At 72.1% G+C, this 15,207-nt stretch carries 14 protein-coding genes; 6 read left to right on the top strand and 8 right to left on the bottom strand.

Translation table 11 applies throughout. The annotated features are described in order from the left end of the window. Positions 1-7 precede the first annotated feature (7 nt). The 5 genes from ACZ56E_RS21265 to ACZ56E_RS21245 are packed head-to-tail and all read right to left on the bottom strand — an operon-like array spanning position 8 to position 5,383. Complete coding sequence (locus tag ACZ56E_RS21265; protein ID WP_471216229.1) at positions 8-1,213, bottom strand: acetylornithine transaminase; 1,206 nt, start codon at positions 1,211-1,213, stop codon at positions 8-10. After that, complete coding sequence (gene argB / locus ACZ56E_RS21260; RefSeq protein ID WP_471216227.1) at positions 1,210-2,148, bottom strand: acetylglutamate kinase; 939 nt, start codon at positions 2,146-2,148, stop codon at positions 1,210-1,212. The genes ACZ56E_RS21265 and argB overlap by 4 nt, the downstream gene beginning before the upstream one ends. Then, positions 2,145-3,296, bottom strand: a complete 1,152-nt coding sequence (gene argJ / locus ACZ56E_RS21255; RefSeq protein ID WP_471216225.1) for a bifunctional glutamate N-acetyltransferase/amino-acid acetyltransferase ArgJ — start codon at positions 3,294-3,296, stop codon at positions 2,145-2,147. The genes argB and argJ overlap by 4 nt, the downstream gene beginning before the upstream one ends. Further along, positions 3,293-4,336 carry an N-acetyl-gamma-glutamyl-phosphate reductase gene (argC, locus tag ACZ56E_RS21250; RefSeq protein WP_471216223.1) on the bottom strand — a complete coding sequence of 348 codons (1,044 nt, stop codon included), beginning with the start codon at positions 4,334-4,336 and terminating at the stop codon, positions 3,293-3,295. The genes argJ and argC overlap by 4 nt, the downstream gene beginning before the upstream one ends. Before the next feature lie 45 nt (positions 4,337-4,381). Then, positions 4,382-5,383, bottom strand: coding sequence for an ArsR/SmtB family transcription factor (locus tag ACZ56E_RS21245; RefSeq protein ID WP_471216221.1), 1,002 nt, complete (start codon positions 5,381-5,383; stop codon positions 4,382-4,384). 55 nt (positions 5,384-5,438) lie between these two features. Between ACZ56E_RS21245 and ACZ56E_RS21240 the strand changes: the two genes are divergently transcribed. The 3 genes from ACZ56E_RS21240 to ACZ56E_RS21230 all read left to right on the top strand — a co-directional run bounded on the left by ACZ56E_RS21240 (position 5,439) and on the right by ACZ56E_RS21230 (position 8,230). Beyond that, positions 5,439-6,722, top strand: coding sequence for an MFS transporter (locus tag ACZ56E_RS21240; RefSeq protein WP_471216219.1), 1,284 nt, complete (start codon positions 5,439-5,441; stop codon positions 6,720-6,722). Between the two features lie 82 nt (positions 6,723-6,804). Beyond that, positions 6,805-7,278: a carboxymuconolactone decarboxylase family protein gene (locus tag ACZ56E_RS21235; protein ID WP_471216217.1), complete on the top strand. Its 474-nt coding sequence runs from the start codon at positions 6,805-6,807 to the stop codon at positions 7,276-7,278. 19 nt (positions 7,279-7,297) lie between these two features. Continuing rightward, entirely contained in the window at positions 7,298-8,230 is a 933-nt protein-coding gene (locus ACZ56E_RS21230; protein WP_471216215.1) for an RNA polymerase sigma-70 factor, read from the top strand. 58 nt (positions 8,231-8,288) lie between these two features. Here ACZ56E_RS21230 and ACZ56E_RS21225 read toward each other — a convergent pair whose 3' ends face one another. Next, positions 8,289-8,687: a DUF5997 family protein gene (locus ACZ56E_RS21225; protein ID WP_471216213.1), complete on the bottom strand. Its 399-nt coding sequence runs from the start codon at positions 8,685-8,687 to the stop codon at positions 8,289-8,291. Between the two features lie 57 nt (positions 8,688-8,744). Here ACZ56E_RS21225 and ACZ56E_RS21220 point away from each other — a divergent pair, with 57 nt between their 5' ends. After that, positions 8,745-9,506, top strand: coding sequence for a LysR family transcriptional regulator substrate-binding protein (locus ACZ56E_RS21220; RefSeq protein WP_471216211.1), 762 nt, complete (start codon positions 8,745-8,747; stop codon positions 9,504-9,506). Between the two features lie 87 nt (positions 9,507-9,593). Here the strand turns inward: ACZ56E_RS21220 and ACZ56E_RS21215 are convergent, their stop codons facing one another. Then, positions 9,594-11,813 carry an NADP-dependent isocitrate dehydrogenase gene (locus tag ACZ56E_RS21215; RefSeq protein WP_471216209.1) on the bottom strand — a complete coding sequence of 740 codons (2,220 nt, stop codon included), beginning with the start codon at positions 11,811-11,813 and terminating at the stop codon, positions 9,594-9,596. A gap of 160 nt (positions 11,814-11,973) precedes the next feature. On the opposite strand from ACZ56E_RS21215, the gene ACZ56E_RS21210 reads away from it, so the two are divergent. Together ACZ56E_RS21210 and ACZ56E_RS21205 are read left to right on the top strand one after the other, a co-directional pair. Beyond that, positions 11,974-12,570, top strand: coding sequence for a TetR/AcrR family transcriptional regulator (locus ACZ56E_RS21210; protein WP_471216207.1), 597 nt, complete (start codon positions 11,974-11,976; stop codon positions 12,568-12,570). Positions 12,571-12,662: 92 nt separating this feature from the next. Further along, positions 12,663-14,099 (top strand): MFS transporter, encoded by a 1,437-nt coding sequence (locus ACZ56E_RS21205; RefSeq protein ID WP_471216423.1) that lies wholly within the window; start codon positions 12,663-12,665, stop codon positions 14,097-14,099. Here ACZ56E_RS21205 and ACZ56E_RS21200 read toward each other — a convergent pair. Further along, a complete protein-coding gene (locus ACZ56E_RS21200; protein WP_471216205.1) occupies positions 14,005-15,204 on the bottom strand; it encodes a serine hydrolase domain-containing protein in 1,200 nt (399 codons plus the stop codon). The two genes, ACZ56E_RS21205 and ACZ56E_RS21200, sit on opposite strands and share 95 nt — an antisense overlap. Between the last annotated feature and the right edge of the window lie 3 nt (positions 15,205-15,207).

Below are 15,207 nucleotides of genomic sequence, written 5' to 3'. Positions count from 1 at the left end.
CGTCGTCTCATTCTCCGGATCGTCCGTCCCCGTCGGCCTCGGCGGCCTTGTGCAGGATGCCGGGCAGTGCGCTCAGGAACGCCTCCACCTCGTCGTCGCGCACGTTCAACGGCGGCATCAGCCGTACGACATCGGGGGCGGGCGCGTTCACGAGGAAGCCGGCGTCCTGAGCCGCCTGCTGCGCCCGCGGCGCGAGCGGCTCGGTGAGCACGATACCCAGCAGCAGGCCCGCGCCCCTGACATGCCGTACCAGCGGGTGTCCCTGTGACTCGATTCCGTCGCGCAGCTTTTCGCCCGCGCGCTTGGTGTTGTCGAGCAGTCCCTCGGTCTCGATGGTGTTCAGGACGGCGAGGCCCGCGGCGCACGCCACGGGGTTGCCGCCGAACGTCGTGCCGTGGTGACCGGGCTTGAAGAGTTCCGCGGCGGCGCCGAACGCGACGGTGGCGCCGAGCGGAAGCCCGCCGCCCAGACCCTTCGCGAGCGTGACGACATCGGGCTGTACGCCGTCGTGCGCCAGGTACTCGAACCACTGTCCGGTGCGGCCGATTCCGGTCTGCACCTCGTCGAGGACGAGGAGCGTGCCGGTGGCCTCGGTGATCTCCCGGGCCGCCTTGAGGTATCCAGCGGGCGGTACGACGACGCCGTTCTCGCCCTGGATCGGTTCGATGAGGACGAAGGCGGTGTCGGTGGTGACGGCCGCGCGCAGCGCCTCCACGTCGCCGTACGGGACGTGGGTGACGTCGCCGGGCAGCGGCAGGAAGGGCTCCTGTTTGCCGGGCTGGCCGGTGAGGGCGAGCGCCCCCATCGTGCGGCCGTGGAAGCCGCCCCGGGTGGCGACCATGTGCGGGCGGCCGGTCAGTCGGCCGAGCTTGAACGCGCCTTCGTTGGCCTCGGCGCCGGAGTTGCAGAAGTACACCCGGCCTTCGCGCCCGAAGAGTCCGAGCAGCTTCTCGGCGAGCGCGACGGGCGGTTCGGCGACGAAGAGGTTCGACACATGGCCGAGGGCGCCGATCTGGGTGCTCACGGCCTCGACGAGCGCCGGGTGGGCGTGGCCGAGGGCGTTGACCGCGATGCCGCCGACGAAGTCGAGGTACTCCTTGCCGTCGGCGTCCCACAGCTTGGTGCCCGCGCCGCGCACGAGGGGCAGGCGGGGCGTGCCGTAGTTGTCCATGAGCGCGCCCTGCCAGCGCGCGGTCAGTTCCTGGTTGCTCATGACTCCCCCTCGGTGTCGTCGTGCCGCGCGTCGGGCACGACCATCGTGCCGATGCCTTCGTCGGTGAAGATCTCCAGCAGGATCGAGTGCTGGACGCGGCCGTCGATGACGCGGGCGGTCTCGACGCCGTTGCGCACGGCGTGCAGACAGCCTTCCATCTTCGGGACCATGCCGCTTGCCAGCTCGGGCAGGAGCTTCTCCAGCTCCTTCGCGGTGAGGCGGCTGATCACCTCGTCGCTGTTGGGCCAGTCCTCGTAGAGGCCCTCGACGTCGGTGAGGACCATCAGGGTCTCGGCACCAAGCGCCGCAGCGAGTGCCGAAGCCGCCGTATCAGCATTGACGTTGTAGACATGGTGATCGTCCTGGGAACGGGCGATCGAGGAGACGACCGGGATGCGGCCGTCGGCGAGCAGCGCCTCGATGGCGCCGGTATCGATCTCGGTGATCTCGCCGACCCGGCCGATGTCGACCAGTTCGCCCTCGATGCGGGGCCGGTGCTTGGTGGCGGTGATGGTGTGGGCGTCCTCGCCGGTGAGGCCGACGGCGAGCGGGCCGTGCTGGTTGAGCAGCCCGACGAGCTCGCGCTGCACCTGTCCGGCGAGCACCATGCGTACGACGTCCATGGCGTCCTCGGTGGTGACGCGCAGGCCCGCCTTGAACTCGCTGATGATGCCGTGCCGGTCGAGGGCCTTGCTGATCTGCGGTCCGCCGCCGTGCACGACGACGGGCTTGAGGCCCGCGTGGTGCAGGAAGACGACGTCCTGCGCGAAGGCGGCCTTCAGCTCGTCGTCGACCATGGCGTTGCCGCCGAACTTGATGACGACGGTCTTGCCGCGGTGCCGGGTCAGCCAGGGCAGCGCCTCGATGAGGATCTGGGCCTTGGGGAGCGCGGTGTGTTTGCGGGCGGTGGGCTGGCCGCCGGGGTCTTTGCTCATGAGGAGTACGCGCTGTTCTCGTGGACGTAGTCCGCGGTGAGGTCGTTGGTCCAGATCGTCGCGCTCTCGTCACCGGCCGCGAGGTCGGCGGTGATGACGACCTCGCGGTAGCGCATGTCGACGAGGTCGCGGTCCTCGCCGACGGAGCCGTTCTTGCAGACCCAGACGCCGTTGATGGCGACGTTCAGCCGGTCGGGGTCGAAGGCGGCGGAGGTGGTGCCGATGGCGGAGAGCACCCGGCCCCAGTTGGGGTCCTCGCCGTGCAGGGCGCACTTGAGGAGGTTGTTGCGGGCGATGGAGCGGCCCACCTCGACGGCGTCGGCCTCGCTGGCGGCGCCCACGACGTCGACCCTGATGTCCTTGCTGGCGCCCTCGGCGTCGCCGATGAGCTGCCGTCCGAGGTCGGCGCAGACCTCGCGGACGGCCTCGGCGAACTCGGCGTACTCGGGGGTGACTTCGGCGGCGCCGGAGGCGAGCAGCAGCACCGTGTCGTTGGTCGACATGCAGCCGTCGGAGTCGACGCGGTCGAAGGTGAGCCGGGTGGCGTCGCGCAGGGCCCGGTCGAGGACGTCGGCTTCGAGGTCGGCGTCCGTGGTCAGCACGACGAGCATGGTGGCGAGGCCGGGGGCGAGCATGCCCGCGCCCTTGGCCATCCCGCCGACGGTCCAGCCGTCCTTCGCCACAACGGACGTCTTGTGGACGCTGTCGGTGGTCTTGATGGCGATGGCGGCCTTCTCGCCGCCGTGCGCGGAGAGTTCACCGGCGGCCTTCTCGACGCCCGGCAGCAGCTTGTCCATCGGCAGCGTCACGCCGATGAGTCCGGTCGATGCGACGGCGACCTCACCTGCGTTCAGGGACAGGACGTCGGCCACCTTCTCGGCGGTGGCGTGCGTGTCCTGGAAACCCTGGGGCCCCGTACAGGCGTTGGCGCCACCGGAGTTGAGGACGACGGCGGAGACGAGGCCACCCTTGAGGACCTGCTCCGACCAGCGGACCGGGGCGGCCTTGACGCGGTTGGAGGTGAAGACGCCCGCGGCGGCCAGGCGGGGCCCGGTGTTGACCACGAGGGCCAGGTCCGGGTTGCCGTTCTCCTTGATTCCGGCGGCGATGCCCGCGGCCGTGAATCCCTTGGCTGCCGTCACACTCACGGCGCTACTCCGATCGTAGTGAGCCCGGCGGTCTCGTCGAGGCCGAGGGCGATGTTCATGCTCTGGAGGGCGCCGCCCGCGGTGCCCTTGGTCAGGTTGTCGATGGCGCTGACGACGATCACGCGGCCGGCCTCCTCGTCGTACGCGACCTGGATCTGCACGGCGTTCGACCCGTACACGGAGGCGGTGGCGGGCCACTGCCCCTCGGGGAGCAGCCGCACGAACGGCTCGTCGGCGAACGCCTTCGCGTACGTCTCCCGCAGGGACTCGGCGGTGACGCCCGGCTTGGCCTTCGCGCTGGAGGTGGCGAGGATGCCGCGGGGCATCGGGGCGAGGGTCGGCGTGAAGGAGACGCTGACGGGGGTGCCCGCGGCGGAGCTCAGGTTCTGGATCATCTCGGGGGTGTGCCGGTGGCCGCCGCCCACCCCGTACGGGGACATGTTGCCCATGACCTCCGAGCCGAGGAGGTGCGGCTTGGCCGCCTTGCCCGCGCCGGAGGTGCCGGACGCCGCGACGATCACCGCTTCGGGCTCGACGAGGTCCGCGGCGTACGCGGGGAAGAGGGCGAGCGAGACGGCGGTGGGATAGCAGCCGGGCACCGCGATGCGCTTGGTGCCCGCCAACGCGGCGCGGGCGCCGGGCAGTTCGGGCAGGCCGTAGGGCCAGGTGCCGGCGTGCGGGCTCCCGTAGAATTTCTCCCAGTCCCCCGCGTCCCTCAACCGGAAGTCGGCCCCCATGTCCACGACGAGGACGTCCGGCCCGAGCTGCTCGGCGACGGCGGCGGACTCCCCGTGCGGCAGGGCGAGGAAGACCACGTCATGGCGTCGGCCCTCCTGTCCCGCGAGGACCTCCGCGGTGGTCGGCTCCAGGACGCGGTCGGCGAGCGGTGCGAGCTGCGGCTGGAGGCCGCCCAGCGCCCGGCCCGCGTTCGAGTTGCCGGTGAGGGCGCCGATCTCCACGTCGGGGTGCCCGAGCAGCAGACGCAGCAGCTCGCCGCCCGCGTACCCACTCGCCCCTGCCACCGCTGCGCGTACCCTCATGGAACCCTCCTCTTGGATGGCATGACTATACGTTCCGCCGCACTTTTATGCAATGCCGGGTGAGTCCGCCCCTGCCGCCTCCGTCACCGTCTGGCCGGCTTGGGTGCGTGCGTACAGGACCTGCCTGCCCGCGCGGTGGGCGCTGACCAGTCCGGCGTTTCGCAGGGCGGTCAGGTGCTGAGAGATGCCGCCCGGGGTCAGGCCGGTGCGGCGGGCGAGTTCGGTGGTGGACGCGGGGGCGGTCAGCTCGGCCAGGATCGTCGCGCGGGAGCGGCCGAGCACCCCCGCCAGGGCGTCGGGGCCGGTCGCGGGCCGGGGGCGCCAGAGCGTGCCGACGGCGCGGGGTGGATAGCGCAGCGACGGCTGCCACGGTTCGCTGAGCACCGAGAAGACGCGCGGCCAGACGAAGGCGGAGGGCACCAGCAGCAGGCCCCGACCGTCGAGCCGACGCGCTCCGCGCACGGTGCGGTGTTCCAGATGCAGGGTGCCTTGGGCCCAGCTGACCTGCGGGTCGAGGTCGGTGAACAGGTGCTGCGCGCCGGCGGCGACCAGGCGGCCCGCGCGGTAGCGGATGTCGTCCTCCAGCAGGGTGAGGATGCGCGACCAGTACGGGGCCAGCGCCAGCTCCCAGTACGCCTCGATCACATCCGCCAGCCGTGCGAGCTCGGCGGCCGGGTTGCCGCGCAGCGCCGCCAGCCGGGCCTGTGGCACGCCGGCCGTGGTGTGCAGCAGCGCCGGCGGCATGGCCCGCACCGTGGCCAGCTCGATCTCCAGCGACGGCAGCGGTGTCGTGGGCGGCGGGCAGATGAACCCCGGGACGAGGCCGGCCCAGGGCGAGCGCACGGGCATCGGGACGAGGTCGAACAGCGGGCTCAGGTCGAGGCCGGCCGACGCGAGCCGCGGGCGTACCTGATCCGCCCAGGTGCGGTGCAGTCCGTGTGTGTCGGCACCCTTGAGCACCCGGACACTTGCCACCACCTCCCACAGCGGGGAGATCGCGAAGCGGGTGCGGGCCACGTCTTCCATGGCGAACTCGATCTCGATCATTTAGCTCAGACTAAATCTCTGGGGAGAACTGCGCGGGTCCCGCAGCGTACGCCGCATGACCGAAGCCCCTGATTCCCCGTGGCGCGTGGGTGCCTTCCGCACGCTCTTCGTCGCGAGCGCCCTCAGCCACCTCGGCAGCAATGTCGGCTATGTGGCGATACCACTGCTCGCCGTCACCGCGCTCGACGCCGGCCCCGGCCAGGCCGGTGCGCTGGCCGCGCTGTCCACCGCCGCCTTCCTGCTCATCGGGCTGCCCGCGGGCGCGTGGGTGGACCGCCTGCCGGGGCGCCGGCTGCTGGTGGCCGCCGACGCCGTTCGCGCGGTGTTGCTCGCCTCGATTCCGGTCGCCTGGTGGCTGGGGGTGCTCTCGCTGCCGCAGCTGTACGCGGTGGTGCTGCTGACCGGCTGTGCCACCGTGTTCTTCGACGTCGGCTCGCAGAGCGTCCTGCCCGAACTGGTCGGCCGCGAGCGCCTGGTGCCGGCGAACGCCGCCATCGTCAGCCTGATGGCCGGCGCCAACATCGCCGGCCGCGGCGCCGGCGGCTTCATGGTCCAACTCCTCACGGCACCCCTGGCGATTCTCGGCGGCGCCCTCGCCTACCTCGCCTCCGCCTGCGGCCTCACCGGTATCGCCCGCCACCGCGCTCGCACCGAGCCCTCGACCGCCGGGCGCCGGCTACGAACCGAGATCGGTGAAGGACTGCGCCACGTCTTCGGCAACCGCGAGCTGCGGCCCCTGGCGCTCACCGCGGCCCTCGCCAACCTCGGCGCCCAGATGATCAACGCCATGCTGCCGGTGCTGTTCACCCGCGAACTGCACCTGCCCGCCGGCGCACTCGGCCTGTACTGGGCAGCCGGCGGCCTGGGCATCCTGCTCGGTGCCCGCCTCGCCCGCCCCCTCGCCGCCCGCCTCGGCCACGGCCGCACCCTGGCCCTGGCCGGGCTGTGGTGCGCACCCGCCGCACTGGCCGTCGCACTGGTCGACACCGGTCCGTGGCTGTGGGTGGCCGGCGCCGGGTGGCTGGCCACCATGACCAAGACGGGCATCGACAACGTCCTCGGCGTCACCTTGCGCCAGCAGCTGACTCCGGACCCGCTGCTCGGCCGCATGAACGCCACCTTCCGCTTCCTGCTCACCGGCGCCCTGGCCATCGGCTCCGCCCTCGCCGGCCTCATCGGTGAGGCCGCGAACGTACGCATCGTCGTATGGGCGGGTGCGGTGTGCCTGGCCTGCGCCTTCCTCCCGGTCTTCTGCTCCCCCGTCCGCGCGCTCCGAGAGCTGCCGGCAACTCCGGTGACGCCCCACCGGGACTCAGCCAGGTCCGCCACCGAAGCGTGAACCCGACGCGAGTGTGTGTCACAGGGCGCGGTGCTGTCTCGTCTCGGGGTTGCAGGTCACTGACGATCCGGAGGAGCCCACCATGGACGCGCGACTGAACTACATGGCCCAGCCCAACGCAGGGAAAGCGATCAAGCACTTCCTGTCCGGGGTGCAGACGCTTCAGGATTCGACGTTGGCGTCGGCCACCCGGGAGCTCGTGGCGCTCCGGGTCAGTCAGATCAACGGCTGTGCCGCCTGTACCGACATGCACACCAAGGACGCCGCCGCCGCGGGCGAGACCGCGCTGCGACTGCACCTCGTGGCGACCTGGCGGGAGGCCACGGTCTTCACCGACGCCGAGCGTGCCGCGCTGGAGCTGGCGGAGGAAGGGACCCGGGTCGCCGACGCGGCCGACGGGGTGAGCGACGAGGTGTGGGCGCGTGCCGCCGAGCACTACGACGAGGAGCAGCTCACCTCCCTGGTGGTGTACATCTCCTTCATGAATATGGTGAACCGGCTGAACGTCATCAGCCGCCAGCCTGGGGGCGACTACGTGCCCGGGCAGGTTCACTGACGTCAAGACGGGGGTCGACGTGAGCAAGGTCGAGGAGTTCGAGGAGCTGCGGCCGCTGCTGTTCTCGATCGCCTACCGGATTCTGGGCAGCGTGAGCGAGGCCGAGGACGCCGTGCAGGAGACGTGGCTGCGCTTCGACGGCACCACGACCCTGCCCACGTCGACGAAGGCCTATCTGTCGGCCGCGGTGACCCGGATCTCGATCGACGTACTGCGTTCCGCGCGGGTGCGGCGCGAGCAGTACGTGGGTCCGTGGTTCCCCGAGCCGCTGCTGAGCGATCCGTACGAGGACCCGGTGCGCTCGGTGGAGCTGGCCGAATCCGTGTCGGTGGCGGCGCTTCTGCTGCTTGAGCGCCTGAGTCCGCTTGAACGGGCGGTGTTCGTGCTGCGGGAGGTGTTCGGCTTCGGGTTCGACGAGGTCGCCGCTGCGGTGGAGCGGTCGGAGGCCGCGTGCCGGCAGTTGCTCGTGCGGGCCCGGCGGCACATGCAGGCGGGGCGGCCGCGCTTCCGGGCCGCTCGCGAGGAGCGGGACGAACTGGCGTCCCGCTTCTTCGCCGCCCTCCGCGTGGGCGACGTCGCCGGCCTGCGGGAACTGCTCGCCGCCGACGTGACGATGGTCGGCGACGGCGGCGGCAAGGGCCCGCAGCTGTCCAGGACCGTGCGCGGCGCAGGGAAGGTGGCCCAGCTGATCGCCACGAGCTTCCCGGCGCTGACCTCGATCGGCGTGACGTTCGAGACGCACGATCTCAACGCCGGGCCGGGCGCCGTCTTCCGCGTCCGGGACGGCAAGGTGCTCCACACGATGACGCTCGACGTGGTCGACGGACGGATCGGGACGATCCGTCTCATGGTCAACCCCGACAAGCTCGGGCACCTGGGTCCCGTGGCGGACGCCTGGGCCGTCGACCGCGAGACGCGGCACCTCATGCGGGAGGCGAGGCGGCCGCTCTGATCGGCCGCCCTCGACCGCTCCCGCCGTCCGCTCTCGACGTACGGGCTGGTCGTTCGGGCTAGTCGTCCTCGCGCGCCGCGCGCTTCTCCGCCTGCTTCTCCTTGATGCGCACCGTCTCCTTGCGCACCTCGGCCTGTACGGCGCGCTCCTGGCGCAGCCAGCTGGGCTGCTCCTCCTTCAGCGCGTCGATCTGCTCCGTGGTGAGCGCCTCGGTCACTCCGCCGCGCGCGAGGCCGGCGATGGAGACGCCGAGCTTGGCGGCGACCACGGGGCGCGGGTGCGGGCCGTTGCGCCGCAGTTCCTGGAGCCACTCGGGCGGGTCGGCCTGCAGCGCGTTCAGCTCGCTGCGCGAGACGACACCCTCCTGGAACTCGGCGGGCGTGGCCTGGAGGTACACACCCAGCTTCTTCGCCGCGGTCGCGGGCTTCATGGTCTGGGTGGTCTGGTGCGACGTCATGGGACCAGGGTATCGAGCATGTGCGCTACTCCTGACCACGCCGGGTAGCCTGGCGAGGTGACAGGCTCGGAAGTACCCCCGTCGTTCCGGCTCGCCTACGTTCCCGGAGTGACGCCCGCCAAATGGGTGCGGATCTGGAACGAGCGGTTGCCCGACATTCCGCTGACCCTCCTCCCGGTGGCCGCCGCCGAGGCGCCCGGCCTGCTGCGCGCGGGCGGCGCCGACGCCGGTTTCGTACGGCTCCCCATCGACCGTACGGACCTCAGCGCGATCCCCCTCTACACCGAGACCACGGTCGTCGTGGTCCCCAAGGACCACGTCGTGGCGGCGGTCGAGGAGGTGTCCCCCGACGATCTCGCCGACGAGGTCGTGTTCCACCCGCTCGACGAGACCCTGGAGTGGGAGACCCCGCCCGGCCGGCCCGCGTACGAGCGTCCGGCGACCACCGCGGACGCCGTCGACCTGGTCGCGGCGGGTGTGGGACTCCTCGTCGTACCGCAGTCGCTGGCCCGTCTGCACCACCGCAAGGACCTCACCTACCGGACCGTGACGGGCGCCCCCGAGTCGCGTGTCGCGCTGTCGTGGCCGGAGGCCGAGACCACGCCCGACCTCGTCGAGGACTTCATCGGGATCGTCCGGGGCCGTACGGTCAACAGCTCCCGGGGCCGTACGCAGACCCCCGAGCAGCCCAAGGCAAAGGCCAAGGCCAAGCCGAGGACTCCGGCCAAGGCGCCCGCCAAGAAGGCCGCGCAGGCCAAGCGGGGCGGCGCGGCCAGGGCCAAGCCCGCCAAGCGCGGCAAGCCGCGCCGCCGCTCGTAGCACGGACAGGACAGGCAGAAGGGGCCTCCCGCCGCGTGGCGGGAGGCCCCTTCTTCAGTACTGCGTGCGACTACCGCGTGCCGGGCGTCAGCCCAGGATCGACAGCGCCTGGTTCAGCGTCGCGGACGGACGCATGACCGCGGAGGCCTTGGCCGCGTCGGGCTGGTAGTAGCCGCCGATGTCGGCCGGGGAGCCCTGCACCGCGACGAGCTCGTCGACGATGGTCTGCTCCTGCTCGGCCAGCGTCTTGGCCAGCGCCGCGAACGCCTCGGCGAGCTGCGTGTCCTCGGTCTGCTTGGCCAGCTCCTGCGCCCAGTACAGGGCGAGGTAGAAGTGGCTGCCGCGGTTGTCGATGCCACCGAGGCGACGGCTCGGCGACTTGTCGTTCTCCAGGAACGTGGCGGTGGCACGGTCCAGGGTGTCGGCGAGGATCTGCGCGCGGGCGTTGCCCGTGGTGGTGGCGAGGTGCTCGAAGCTCACCGCGAGGGCGAGGAACTCACCGAGGCTGTCCCAGCGCAGGTAGTTCTCCTTGACCAGCTGCTGGACGTGCTTCGGGGCGGAGCCGCCGGCGCCCGTCTCGAAGAGGCCGCCGCCGTTCATCAGCGGGACGACCGACAGCATCTTGGCGCTGGTGCCCAGCTCCAGGATCGGGAACAGGTCCGTGAGGTAGTCACGCAGGACGTTGCCGGTGACGGAGATGGTGTCCTCGCCGCGGCGGATGCGCTCCAGGGAGAACGCGGTGGCCTCGACCGGGGACATGATGCGGATGTCCAGGCCCTCGGTGTCGTGGTCGGCGAGGTACTGCCGGACCTTGCCGATGAGCACGGCGTCGTGGGCGCGGGTCTCGTCCAGCCAGAACACGGCCGGGGTGCCGGTGGCGCGGGCGCGCGTGACGGCGAGCTTGACCCAGTCCTGGACCGGCGCGTCCTTGGTCTGGCACATGCGGAAGATGTCGCCGGCGGCGACGGCCTGCTCCAGGACGACGTTGCCCGCGGTGTCGACGACGCGGACGGTGCCGGTGGTCTGGATCTCGAAGGTCTTGTCGTGGCTGCCGTACTCCTCGGCCTTCTGCGCCATCAGGCCGACGTTCGGGACGGAGCCCATCGTGGCCGGGTCGAAGGCGCCGTTGGCGCGGCAGTCGTCGATGACGACCTGGTAGATGCCCGCGTAGCTGCTGTCGGGGAGGACCGCGAGGGTGTCGTGCTCCTCGCCGTCCGGGCCCCACATGTGGCCGGAGGTGCGGATCATGGCCGGCATGGAGGCGTCGACGATGACGTCGCTGGGGACGTGCAGGTTCGAGATGCCCTTGTCGGAGTCGACCATGGCGAGCTCGGGGCCCTCGGCCAGCTCGGCCTCGAAGGACGCCTTGATCTTGTCGCCCTCGGGCAGCGACTCCAGGCCCTTGAAGATGCCGCCGAGGCCGTCGTTCGGCGTCAGTCCTGCGGCGGCGAGGGTCTCGCCGTGCGCGGCGAAGGTCTTCGGGAAGAAGGCGCGGACCACGTGGCCGAAGACGATCGGGTCGGAGACCTTCATCATCGTGGCCTTGAGGTGCACGGAGAAGAGCACGCCCTGCGACTTGGCGCGGGCGACCTGCTGCTTCAGGAACTCGCGGAGCGCCGCGACGCGCATCACGGAGGCGTCGACGACCTCGCCCGCGAGGACCGGTACGGACTCGCGCAGGACCGTGGTGGAGCCGTCGTCGCCGACGAGCTCGATGCGCAGCGAGCCGGCCTCGGTGATGACCGCGGACTTCTCGGTCGAGCGGAAGTCGTTCTCGCCCATGGTGGCGACGTTCGTCTTCGAGTCGGCCGTCCAGGCGCCCATGCGGTGCGGGTGGGCCTTGGCGTAGTTCTTGACCGACGCGGGGGCGCGGCGGTCGGAGTTGCCCTCGCGCAGGACCGGGTTGACGGCGCTGCCCTTGACCTTGTCGTAGCGGGCGCGGATGTCGCGCTCCTCGTCGGTCTTCGGGTCGTCCGGGTAGTCCGGGAGCGCGTAGCCCTGGCCCTGCAGCTCGGCGATCGCGGCCTTCAGCTGCGGGATCGAGGCCGAGATGTTGGGCAGCTTGATGATGTTCGCGCCGGGCGTCTTGGCCAGCTCGCCGAGCTCGGCGAGGGCGTCGGAGATGCGCTGGCTCTCCTCGAGACGCTCCGGGAAGCTCGCGATGATGCGCCCCGCGAGCGAGATGTCGCGGGTCTCCACGCCGACACCGGCCGTCGAGGCGTAGGCCTGGACCACCGGCAAGAACGAATGGGTCGCCAGGGCCGGGGCCTCGTCAGTGTGGGTGTAGATGATGGTCGAGTCAGTCACCGGGTGCTCCGCTCCGCGTCTGCAACATTGCTCGACATCAAGATATCTCCTACCTCCCCCCTGAAGGACAGGGCCTAGGGGCCCGATCTGCGTAGACACCGTCTACATTCAGGCGGCCGCTCGGTAGACAGTGTCTACTGGTACGTAGTAGACACTGTCTATGGCTGAACAGACTGAGCAGGACACCGGGCTGCGGGCCCGGCTGGTCGACGTGGGCGTCGAGCTGGTGGCGACGCGAGGCGTGCAGGCGCTGTCCCTGCGGGAGATCGCCCGCGGGGCGGGGGTCTCGCACGGGGCGCCCCGGCGCTACTTCCCCACACATGTGTCGCTGCTGTCCGCGATCGCGCGCCGGGGATTCGAGGAGCTGGCGGCCGAGGCGGCGCGCGCCCTGACGGACGGGGCCGGCCAGGACGCGCGGACGCGGCTGAAGGCGCTGAGCCGCGCCTATCTCGGGTTCGCCGCCGCCCACCGCGGGATGTTCGAGCTGATGTTCCGCCACGACCTGCTGGAGAGCAATCGGCTCGGCCTGCGCGAGACCAGCCTGCCCCTCTTCGAGACGCTGGCCGGACTCGTCGCCGAGGCCCGCCCCGCCACCGGCGCGGGAGCACGGGTCGTCGCGGGCGCGCTCTGGGCGAACCTGCACGGCATCGCCCAGCTGTGGGGCTGGGGCAGCCTGCGCCTCGCCACGGGCGCCGAGGACGTGGAGGCGCTGCTCGACGCGGCGCTGGAGGCGCATCTCGGGCCGGAGGACGCGTGACGGCCGCCGCGGAGACGCGTGCGGGGGCACCCGCGACAGCACCGTCGGCGGGTCGGCGGAACCTCACCCTCACCTGCAGCGTCGTCGGCGCCATGGTCGTCGCGCTGGACGGCACCGCGCTGACGGTCGTCCAGCCCGCCCTGCAACGCGATCTGGACGCCTCCTTCACGCAGGTCCAGTGGACGAGCACCGGTTATCTGATCGCCGTGGCGAGCCTGCTCGTCTTCGCCGGGCGGCTCGGCGACCGGTACGGACACCGGCGGGTCTTCGCCGTCGGGACGCTCGGCTTCGCCGCCGCGTCGGCGGGGGTCGGCCTCGCGTCCGGCGTCGGCTGGGTGATCGCGCTGCGGGTCGCGCAGGGGATCTTCGGGGCGCTGCTGCAGCCCGCGACGCTCGGCATGCTGCGGGCCGCGTTCCCGCCGGACCGGCTCGGGATGCCGATCGCGCTGAGGACGAGCGCGATCGGCCTCTCGGCGGCGGCCGGTCCCGTGCTGGGCGGAGCGCTCGCCACGCAGTGGGGCTGGCGCTCCGTGTTCTTCCTCAGCGTGGTGCCCGCGGTCCTGATCGGCGTACTGGCGCTGGTAGTACGTGTCCCGACGGCGCGGGACGCGACCGGCGTTCCCGCACCCGGGCTCGACCTGCCGGGTGCCGGGCTCCTCGCGGTGGCGCTGGCCTGTCTCGTGCACACGCTGGTCGCCGTGCCGGATCAGGGCTGGACGGCGGCGACGGTCGCGGGGCTCCTGGCGGCGGTCGTCGCGGGCGGCGCGTTCGTCCGGCACGAACGGCGTGCGGCGAGTCCGCTGGTGCCGCCCCGGCTGCTCGGGGCCGCCGCGGTCGGCCCCGCGCTCGGCATCCTCGTCGCGGCGTCCGCGGCGATGTTCGGGGCGCTTTTCGTCGGGACGTACTTCCTCCAGGACGTGCTGGGGCTCGATCCGCTGCACAGTGCGCTGAGGGCGCTGCCGCTCGCGGTGATGATGGTGGTGGGCGCGCCGCTCGCCGCCGTGCTGCTGCGGCGGCAGGGGCCGCGGCGGACGGTCACGGCGGCGATGGCGGTGCTCGCCCTCGGCGTACTGGCCCTGTCCCGGCTGGACGCGTCGTCGGGGCAGTTCGCGACCGGCGTCGCGTTCGTGCTCGTGGGGGCGGGGTTCGGCACGGTGATGGTGGCCGCGACGGCCGTCGTCGTACGCCATGCCCCGGTGGCCGACGCCGGGGTGGCCGGCGGCCTCCAGCAGACGGCGATGAACGTGGGCCCCACCCTGGGCATCGCCGCGGCGACCACCCTGATGACGGCCCTCACCTCCCCCGCGGCCCGCCCCCAGGGACACGGCCCCCACTGGCCCGTGGACGCGTTCCTCTCCGCGATGCCCCCGACGCTGACGGTCCTGGCGGCGGTGGCGGCACTCGGCGCGCTGGCCGCGACGCGGCTGCCGGGCGCTACGAACCGCTCCCGCGCAACGCCGAGTCGACCATCCGGAGCGTGGCGCGCGCCTGCGCCTCGTTCGCCCGGGCGTCGTCAAGACGCAGGGTGAAGGCCGCGCCGGTCACAGCCGTGGCGCCGTCCGGGGTCACGCCGCCTTCACTGACGCAGCCGAGGCTGGTCCCGCCGTGGAACCAGACGCCGTCCGCGCGCCCGGCGACGGGACGCCAGGCGATGCCCAGGCCGTAGCGGACCCCGTCGGCCGGGACCCAGTCCCGCACGGGCACGGTCCTCTTCATCGCCGCGAGCTGCGCCGGGCGCAGCAGCCGCCCGCCGAGCAGGGCGCGCAGGAAGACACCGTGGTCGTGGGTCGTGGAGATGAGGCAGCCGTCCGCTCCTCCGCCGAAGCCGAGGGTGGTCTCGGTGGGGCGGGTCTCGTCCGGGAAGTACGTGTAGCCGGTGGCCGTCGGCCGCGGCACGTACGGGGAGGTGCCGGGTGTGAAGGTGTGGCGCAGGCCGAGCGGTTCGATGATCCGCTCGTGGACCTCCTGCGCCCAGGGGTGTCCGGTGACCGCCTCGACGACCATCCCGGCGACGACGTAGTTGGTGTTGGAGTACGACCAGCGCCGCTCCCCGGCCGGGTCGCCGGCGTCGGGCAGCCACTGCGGGGGCCTGCTCAGGGCCACCGTCAGCTGGTCTTTCGGCGACTGCGAACGGAAGCGGTTGCGGCGGTAGGCGTCCGGGGTGAAGTCGCCGCTGTCCGCGGTGATGTAGTCGTTGAGTCCGCTGGTCTGCCGCAGCAGGTTGGTGACGGTGATCCGGCGGCCGTCGTTGCCGTGCCCGCGGATCGCGCCGGGCAGCCACCGCTCGACGGTGTCGGTGAGCTTCAGCCGCCCTTCACCGACGAGTTGGAGGACGACGGTCGCGGTGAACGTCTTGGTGTCGCTGCCGATGCGGTAGTACGCGTCCTCGGGTACGGGGCCTTTCCCGCTGAGGTCGGCGACGCCCGCGCGGGCGGTGGTGCGGCCGTGCGCGCTCTGCACCTCGGCGATGACACCGGTCGCGCCGGTCGCGTGGATCGCGTCGACACCCCGCTGGAGGGTGCTCCTTCGCGCGGCGGGCGCGGCGGGCGCGGCGTCGGCAGCCGTTCCGGACGCTCCCGTGAGCAGTGCCGCCGCGGTGGCCGCGAGGCCGGTGCGCCTGCTGATCTCCGTCATCGG

It is taken from the genome of Streptomyces sp. NPDC039480, assembly GCF_055597165.1.
Note: the sequence above shows the minus strand (reverse complement) of the source record. Positions and strands in the feature narration are given on the sequence as shown.